Origin of the sequence: uncultured Thermosynechococcus sp., from assembly GCF_937958135.1 — a bacterium.
Classification (GTDB): Bacteria; Cyanobacteriota; Cyanobacteriia; order Thermosynechococcales; family Thermosynechococcaceae; genus Thermosynechococcus.
In genome coordinates this window covers 1-7,065 of the sequence record NZ_CALGOG010000084.1, presented here as the reverse complement: position 1 = coordinate 7,065, position 7,065 = coordinate 1, and the positions used below count along the sequence as shown (strand labels likewise).

10 protein-coding genes are annotated in these 7,065 nt (G+C 54.8%); 4 read left to right on the top strand and 6 right to left on the bottom strand.

Features of this window, described 5'->3' with window-relative positions; translation table 11 throughout:
* From Q0711_RS10115 to Q0711_RS10100, 4 genes are all read left to right on the top strand, one after another.
* Window positions 1-765: HAMP domain-containing sensor histidine kinase (locus tag Q0711_RS10115; protein WP_299042471.1), on the top strand; the 765-nt coding region annotated here is incomplete at its 5' end.
* 2 nt (window positions 766-767) lie between these two features.
* Window positions 768-1,358 (top strand): PepSY domain-containing protein, encoded by a 591-nt coding sequence (locus Q0711_RS10110; protein WP_299042468.1) that lies wholly within the window; start codon window positions 768-770, stop codon window positions 1,356-1,358.
* Window positions 1,359-1,463: 105 nt separating this feature from the next.
* Window positions 1,464-1,559, top strand: coding sequence for a photosystem I reaction center subunit XII (psaM, locus tag Q0711_RS10105; RefSeq protein WP_011056052.1), 96 nt, complete (start codon window positions 1,464-1,466; stop codon window positions 1,557-1,559).
* 145 nt (window positions 1,560-1,704) lie between these two features.
* A complete protein-coding gene (locus tag Q0711_RS10100; RefSeq protein ID WP_298612571.1) occupies window positions 1,705-2,019 on the top strand; it encodes a hypothetical protein in 315 nt (104 codons plus the stop codon).
* Window positions 2,020-2,027: 8 nt separating this feature from the next.
* On the opposite strand, the gene Q0711_RS10095 is transcribed toward Q0711_RS10100, so the two are convergent.
* The 6 genes from Q0711_RS10095 to Q0711_RS10070 form a co-directional block, all read right to left on the bottom strand.
* Window positions 2,028-2,795, bottom strand: coding sequence for an E3 ubiquitin ligase family protein (locus tag Q0711_RS10095; RefSeq protein WP_299042465.1), 768 nt, complete (start codon window positions 2,793-2,795; stop codon window positions 2,028-2,030).
* A 61-nt stretch (window positions 2,796-2,856) separates the two neighbouring features.
* On the bottom strand, window positions 2,857-3,579 hold the full coding sequence (locus Q0711_RS10090) for a DUF3120 domain-containing protein (RefSeq protein ID WP_298612577.1): 723 nt from the start codon (window positions 3,577-3,579) through the stop codon (window positions 2,857-2,859).
* Between the two features lie 45 nt (window positions 3,580-3,624).
* On the bottom strand, window positions 3,625-4,311 hold the full coding sequence (locus tag Q0711_RS10085; RefSeq protein ID WP_298612580.1) for a phosphate ABC transporter permease: 687 nt from the start codon (window positions 4,309-4,311) through the stop codon (window positions 3,625-3,627).
* A gap of 6 nt (window positions 4,312-4,317) precedes the next feature.
* Window positions 4,318-5,271 carry a protein translocase subunit SecF gene (gene secF, locus Q0711_RS10080; RefSeq protein WP_298612583.1) on the bottom strand — a complete coding sequence of 318 codons (954 nt, stop codon included), beginning with the start codon at window positions 5,269-5,271 and terminating at the stop codon, window positions 4,318-4,320.
* Window positions 5,268-6,698 carry a protein translocase subunit SecD gene (secD, locus tag Q0711_RS10075; RefSeq protein WP_298612586.1) on the bottom strand — a complete coding sequence of 477 codons (1,431 nt, stop codon included), beginning with the start codon at window positions 6,696-6,698 and terminating at the stop codon, window positions 5,268-5,270. Before secD ends, secF begins: the two co-directional genes overlap by 4 nt.
* A 2-nt stretch (window positions 6,699-6,700) precedes the next feature.
* A partial coding sequence (locus Q0711_RS10070; RefSeq protein WP_298612589.1) for a transketolase C-terminal domain-containing protein occupies window positions 6,701-7,065 on the bottom strand: 365 nt, incomplete at its 5' end.

Here is a 7,065-nt window from a genome sequence, read left to right as displayed (position 1 = left end):
GCGATCGCCTGCGTCCTAGATCAACGGCAACAATGGCTCAGCCACTCTCCCGCCAACCCGCTGGATCAGCAGCAACGCTTTGAGGATTTACTCCATCAACTGCGCAATCCCGTGGCCGCCATTCGTACGTTTGTCAAGCTGCTGCTCAAACGGTTGGAACCCGATCACCAGGGGCGCCCCCTCGCCGAAGGGATTGCCAAGGAAACAGAGCGGCTCATGGCACTGTTGGAGGACTATCGCCAACAGCGCAACAAGACTCCTGCCTTGAGGGGCAGTCAACCCCTGCCCCTTGCCGGTAAACCTCTAGATCTGTCGGAAACCCTCTCTCCCCTGATCACCGCCGCCCAAGCCCGTGCGGAAATGGAGGGCAAAACCTTTATTGTGGAAATGCCGCCCCAACTCCCGCCCATCTGGCTAGAGGAACGGGTGCTGCAGGAGGTGGTGGGCAACTTACTGGACAATGCTTTTAAGTACACCCCCAAGGGGGGCACGATTGGTTTGCGTTTGACCCTCACGCCGGTTGTCTTAGAATTAACGGTTTGGGATACGGGCTGTGGGATTCCCGCAGAGGCACAGTCGCGGCTCTTTGAACGCGGCTATCGCGGGATTCAAGCGGACAGCGAAATTGAGGGCAGTGGTTTGGGGTTGGCGATCGCTCAGGATTTGCTCCGCCCCTATGGTCTGAGCTTGCAGGTTACCAGTCCCTACACAGGCGATCGCGGTACTGCTTTTACACTGTGGATTCCTTTGCCTGTAAAGGTGTAGCCATGAGTACTCTCAAACAGCGCCTTACCAAAATAAGCAGTCAGGGGCATCAATTCTTGGTTCTGCTCTTTGCCCTGCCCCTATTGATCTCTGCCACCACGGGAATCGCCCATCGTCTGGGGCGCAGTTGGTTTGGACTCTCCAAGGACTTTGGGCGGGCAATGATGACGCTGCATGAAGGCCGCTATCTGGGGGAATGGGGGGTACCGCTGTATGTGTTGATCCTTGGTTTGGGCTTGCTGGGAATCATTGCCACGGGTTTGGGTCTCCTGTGGGGGCGATCGCTCCCTGCCCAGCGGTCTGCACGGCGGCTGCATCATCTTTTGGCGGGCATTGCAGCCTTGCCCCTGCTGGTGAGCGCCACGACGGGAATGGCCTATCGCCTTGGGCGCAACTGGTTTGGCCTCTCCAAAGAACAGGCGGCAATTTTCCTGAGCCTACATCAGGGCACCTATTGGGGGGAGGTGGGGCGTCCCTTCTATGTTCTCTTGGTGGGGCTGAGTTTGCTAACACTTGTGGGCACAGGACTTCCAATGCTGGCGATTCTGCGGCGGCTGCCCCAGCGGCGTCCTAGGGTTACCCCACAGACCTAGAGGGGAAATGTTAAAAACTATGAGCAAGCGTTGCCAAAGGGAAGCGCCTATGGAGTAATAAATACAGCGCTTGATCGCGACTGTTATTCCCCAAAGGAGTTGTTCATGGCACTGACCGATACCCAAGTTTACGTTGCTCTTGTGATTGCTCTGCTGCCTGCGGTGCTGGCATTTCGTCTCTCCACTGAGTTGTACAAGTAGTCGTCACAGTTGCTGACCACCGGCTGCATTACTTTATTTTTCCACACTAACCTTGAGGCGGTTCCCAATGTGGTTGCTGAGGCAGGGGAGCTGCTTCTTTCTTTTTATACTGATTGATAAACAAATCGCCGTTCACGGTTGAGTCATGATTCACTCTCCTCGAAGAATTCCCGCGATCGCCTGGGAAGCCGGTGCTAAAATTACAGTGAACCTAGTGCTACTCGCTTTTGCCCTTGGGGCGATCGCTAAGCTCGTGCCCTATCAGCGCAGTCAACTGCAAAAACTCCATGCCCTCGAAGCAGAAGTAGGGCAACTGGAGGCACGGGTCAAAGAATTGCAACTGAAACAGGAGCGCGATCGCCAGCCCCAAGCACGGCAGCGCATTGCCCAGGAGGAGGCCAATTTAATTGCCGCCAATCAGCGGCGGATCATCTGGGTACACCCTAAAAACCCGCAGTAAGAACCTGACTAAAACAAGCTCAAGACTAGGCCACAGACACCACAGAGGGCAGCACTCAGGGAAGCATAGGTTATTTTCCGTCTTTGCTGTTTGTACTCCCGGATAAGCTGATCTTCAAAACTCAGGGAAATGATGAATTTCTGTCCCCTGCTTTGCGGCTTTTGCAGGCGGAGAACCCCCCCTTGATCTGAGGCCATGCCCACTACTGAGACAGGCTGTCCCAAAGGCAACACCCACTCCTGGTAGCGATAGCCGAGGGTTGGCGGATTGCCAAAGCGCCAGTTCAAGGACAAAAACCCCAGCGAGAGGGAAAAAGAATGGGGTTTATCCGCTGGCCGCAGCTCGTCTAGGACCTGCACTGCCTCAATCTCAGCACCGAGGGGGTTCACCTCAATTTGCCCTTGCTGATCTCGCAGAAAGAAGAGGGTGGACTGCTCATGGCGGCCAATGATTTCCGAGTGGCGTTCTCGACGATTGCGGCGATCGCTCCCCTCTTTTTTATCCTCGCGGCTGATGATGGTTTTGTAATAGACGCAGGGAATCCGCTTCACCTCTGAGAGCAGCGGCTGAGAAGTGGTCACTTGACCAAACACCTGCACGTACTCGCGCCAACTGCCGCTGCCTATTTCCTGTGCCACCTGCCGCTGGCATTGCTGTAACTCGCCAATGGAGCTAGGGCTGGCCACCTTCATGCCCTTTAGCTTCAGCCGATAATAGCCCTCAAGGCAAAAGAGAAGAGCCGAACCTATGAAGCAAAGGTGAGAAAAACCCCCCATGACTGCCGTTGAATCCCTCTGTGCTGATTTTAGTCACTTGCGCTAAGAGAGAGTCACCCTTTTAACTTACAGATACCAAGCCAACGGTAAGGCCAAAAAGACCATCCACAACGAGTGTGCTCAAGACAGCACCCATAAATCCCCACACAGGCAAGACGGAGGGGTGGCCACGACGAATCCGGGATTCAAAGAGGGGCAGCAAACCAATGAGAAGCAAACTTAAACTCAAAAGAACTCCCCACACTTGGCCACTAAACGTCTGGGCTTGGGCGATCGCCTGCGCCAGCATCTCCTGAACAGAAATAACATCCCCCTCAAGATACATGATCGCTCGCCAATGGGGAATCACATCAATCAGGTAAAAATAAGCATCGGTGATCGCTGTACCCAAAAAAGAGCCTCCAAAAAAGAACACCCCCACCAGTTGCTGCCGCTGCCGGAGGTGCCAGAGCATGAGCGGCATGGGGAGCGCCTCAATGGGCAAGTGCCACAGGGGTTCCCAGCGCAACCACCCCCAGTAGAGGGAACCTGCCCCCCAGCACCAGCTAAAGCCATAGAGCATCTCCCCCCAATAGCGGTAGCGAGGTTGACATTGCAGAGAGAAACTCAGACCCAGCAGGAGTGGCGTCAGGGCCAAACTCAGCCAGGGCAGGGTTCGCACCAAAGGCGCCTCAATAAAAACAGGAATGGACACCAAAAAGGCAGCAAAGCCAAAGAGCAACCAACCTAGCCGTGTGCCAAAGCGCAGTAAAGGGAAAACAGAGGAGAAAGTAAGAGCAGTCAAGGGAAGATCTAAAATTGTTAACTTTTATTTCTCTCCTCTAAGGTATCACAGGCGGGAACCGCGTGGGCGGGGCGATCGCCGAGGAGCTTGAGGACGGGCTTTGCGCCGCAGCCTCTCCGAGAGATCCTCAAAAACATCCCGCTGCAAGATGGGGTAGGTGCCCACCCAGAGGCGATGGCGGGGCAGGAAGACTTCAGAAATCAGCCCAATCTCTGCCAAATCGGGGCGACGGGAGAGAACCAGCATTTCCGCTACATCCCCTGGGCGAATGCCTCGGTGTTGACGCAGCAACTTGGCACGAACTCTTGTTTCAAAGCCCGTTTTATCACCGATCTCTAAATTCAGACAGCGTTCGCGGTTCTCAATAATCACCAGTTCCCCCTTGTCGTTAACGGTCTCCTCTTTGCCCACTAACTCTTCCGTAACATAGACCTCCAAAACGCGCCCGCGCCAAAAACCCCCATAGGGAAACCGCCGATGGCGACGATTGCGAAAGGTGGCCAGTACTGCCGGTGCCCACAGCCAATAGAGACCGGCAATCAGCCCCAACACCAGTTGAGTGCTATCCCCTAAAAAATTCAAACCAAAGGCCACTAAGGCTACGCCGACAACGGAGAAGGTCAAGCGTCGCAGAAAGTCCTGCAGTTTACCCCAGACATAGCGATACTGGGAACCCGTGGCCACCAGCGGCACCAATTGACGGACTTTTTCTTGGGTGAGGGGAATGAGCACAACCGGTTAGGGGGTAGGCGTTGTCTCCAGTGTATTCGCCGCAGGACGGGGAGGTTGGCGATCGCGCCACCAGGCAAGGAGCGTACTGGCAATAAAAATACTGGAATAGGCACCCGTCGTGAAACCAATGATCAGGGCAAGGGCAAAGTAGCGCAGCGTGTCACCGCCAAAGATAAAGATAGTCATCAAAGGCAGGAGCGTCGTTAGGGTGGTGTTAATCGAGCGACCTAGGGTTTGGACAACCGCCTGATCCACCACTTCTTTAATGTCAAGGTCAGGGTTGAGCTTCAGGGTTTCCCGCACGCGATCGTAGATAACCACCGTGTCGTTCACCGAAAAGCCAATGATCGTCAGCAGCGCCACAATAAAGAGACTGTCAATTTCCACCCCGGCCACCAGTCCCAAAATGGCAAAGACCCCCGTGGTTACCAGCACATCGTGGACAAGGGCAACCAGGGCAAAACAGGCATAGTCAAACTGAAAGCGCAGCGTGAGATAGACCGTAATGCCAACAAACGACACCAGTAGTGCCAGCAATCCAGATCGCAGGATTTCTTCGCCAAGGGTAGGGCCAACGGTTTCAATCTGCGTTTTCTGGGGGTCAAAATTACCAATTCTTTGGGTGAGGGCATCCGTGAGGCGGGTGCGCCGATCCACGTTGAGGGGCGTTGTACGAATGCTCAGCCCGTACTGATCAACCACCTGCAGGCTGCTGTTGCCCAATCCCTGTTCATTGAGGATCTGGCGCACCGCATCAATATCAATGGGCTGGGAGCAAGTTCCCGTCGCGCTACAGGCCAGTTCCAATTGCAAGCGCGTGCCGCCAATAAAATCCAAACCCAAGCGCAGGGGACTCCCTAGGGATGCCCAAGAGAAAGCCATGGCGGCGAGGCCGCTGAGAATTACCGCTAGGGATACCCCCCACCAGAGCGATCGCCGGCGATTGACACTAAAGCTCATCGGACACTCTCCAGTTTTGGACAGAACCAATTGGGCTTGCGCAGACTGGGAATGCTGATGGCGTAAAACAGAAACGTGCGACTACAGGTGAGAGCCGTAAACATACTAATGCCAATCCCAATGGCAAGGGTCACGGCAAAGCCCCGCACAAACCCTGTTCCTAAAGCAAAGAGGGCAGCACAGGCAATTAGGGTGGTGACATTGCTATCCAGAATACTGGCAAAGGCGCGATCAAACCCCGATTCAACGGCACGGTAGAGGGTTTTCCCCGCCCGTAATTCCTCACGGGTACGCTCAAAGATGAGCACATTGGCATCCACCGCCATACCGATACTGAGGATAAAACCCGCAATCCCCGGCAATGTCAGCGTTACCCCAAACAGCAAAAATGCGGCGTAGGTAAAAATGGCGTAGAGAATGAGGGCAATATCGGCAATCAGGCCCGGCAGGCGGTAATAGGCCACCATAAAGATCAGCACCAACCCCAAGCCCGCCAAACCGGCATAGAGGCTATCGCGAATGCTGTCTTGACCCAAGGAAGCGCCCACCGTGCGGTTTTCCACCACCTCTAGGGGCACAGGTAGCGCTCCCCCCTGCAACTGAATGGCCAAGTCATTGGCGCTTTGGGCATTAAAACCCCCGGAAATTTCTGCACTTCCCCCAACAATGCCCGTTTGGGCATATTCCACAGAAACCGTGGGCGCACTAATCAGGCGATTGTCCAGAAAAATTCCCAAGCTGCGCCCTGTGCCAGCAATTTCCTTTGTAAGCTGGGCAAAGAGTTCTGCTCCTTGGCTATCAAAGCGGACAATCACACTCCAGTTGGGGGAACCGGGGGCGATGGGGCTGGCAAAGGCTTCCCGCAGCATGGCGCCTGTTAAATCCGAGGGTTCAAATAGGCTGGCGATCGCCTGCTGGCTTTTTTCAAGGGATTCGCGGTTTTTGGCTAGCTTTGCCTCAATCTCCTTCAAGGCCTCAGGATTGTCGGCATTCTTGGCTTGCTCTGCCAACAGCTGGGCTTGTTCTAGGAGCAACTGCGACTGAAGTTGCCGCTCAATTTGCAGTTGAGCCTCTGTGCCCGGTTTTTGAGCAGCAAAGAGTAGTTGTGCCGTCCCTTTAAGAATCCGCTCCGCCTGCTGAGGATCCGTTACCCCCGGCAATTGCACCAAGAGTTTATCCTCCCCTGCGGTTTGTACCACTGCTTCGGCAACGCCAAGGCCATCAATTCGCCGCTGCACCACCCCTTGAACCGCTGCGAGGACTTGGGGCGTAATTTGTGGCACCTTGTCTGTGGCTTGCACCTGTAACGTCAGTTGGGCACCCCCCCGCAAATCTAAGCCCAGCCGAGCCGGTGTGCGCAAAATGACCCATGTGGCGGCCATCAGCAATACCAAAATGACAATGAGCCAGCCGCGATATTTCCCCATGGTCAAATCTGCCCCTGCACCAGCTTCTGCACTGCCGCTACAATTTGGGGCGGTTGCACAATTGTCAAATTCTCCAGGGTGCCGTTGTAGGGGGTGGGCACATCTTGGGAGGACAGGCGAATAACCGGCGCATCTAACTCGTCAAAGTAGCGCTCCATAATTGAGGCTGAGAGTTCAGCGCCAATCCCCCCCGTCTTCATGCACTCTTCTACAATCACAACGCGATGGGTTTTACGAATCGAGGCACCAATGGTTTCAAAGTCCAAGGGCTTCAGGGAAATCAGGTCAATCACTTCTGGGTCGTAGCCCTCTTTTTCAAGGGTTTTCACCGCTTGTAGCACATGGTGGCGCATCCGCGAGTAGGTCA

Excerpts from the sequence above, each read along its gene's own strand:
- secF (WP_298612583.1), bottom strand. The coding sequence starts at position 5,271 with ATGAGCTTTAGTGTCAATCGCCGGCGATCGCTCTGGTGGGGGGTATCC.
- psaM (WP_011056052.1), top strand. The coding sequence starts at position 1,464 with ATGGCACTGACCGATACCCAAGTTTACGTTGCTCTTGTGATTGCTCTG.
- Q0711_RS10095 (WP_299042465.1), bottom strand. The coding sequence starts at position 2,795 with ATGGGGGGTTTTTCTCACCTTTGCTTCATAGGTTCGGCTCTTCTCTTT.
- secD (WP_298612586.1), bottom strand. The coding sequence starts at position 6,698 with ATGGGGAAATATCGCGGCTGGCTCATTGTCATTTTGGTATTGCTGATG.
- Q0711_RS10110 (WP_299042468.1), top strand. The coding sequence starts at position 768 with ATGAGTACTCTCAAACAGCGCCTTACCAAAATAAGCAGTCAGGGGCAT.
- Q0711_RS10100 (WP_298612571.1), top strand. The coding sequence starts at position 1,705 with ATGATTCACTCTCCTCGAAGAATTCCCGCGATCGCCTGGGAAGCCGGT.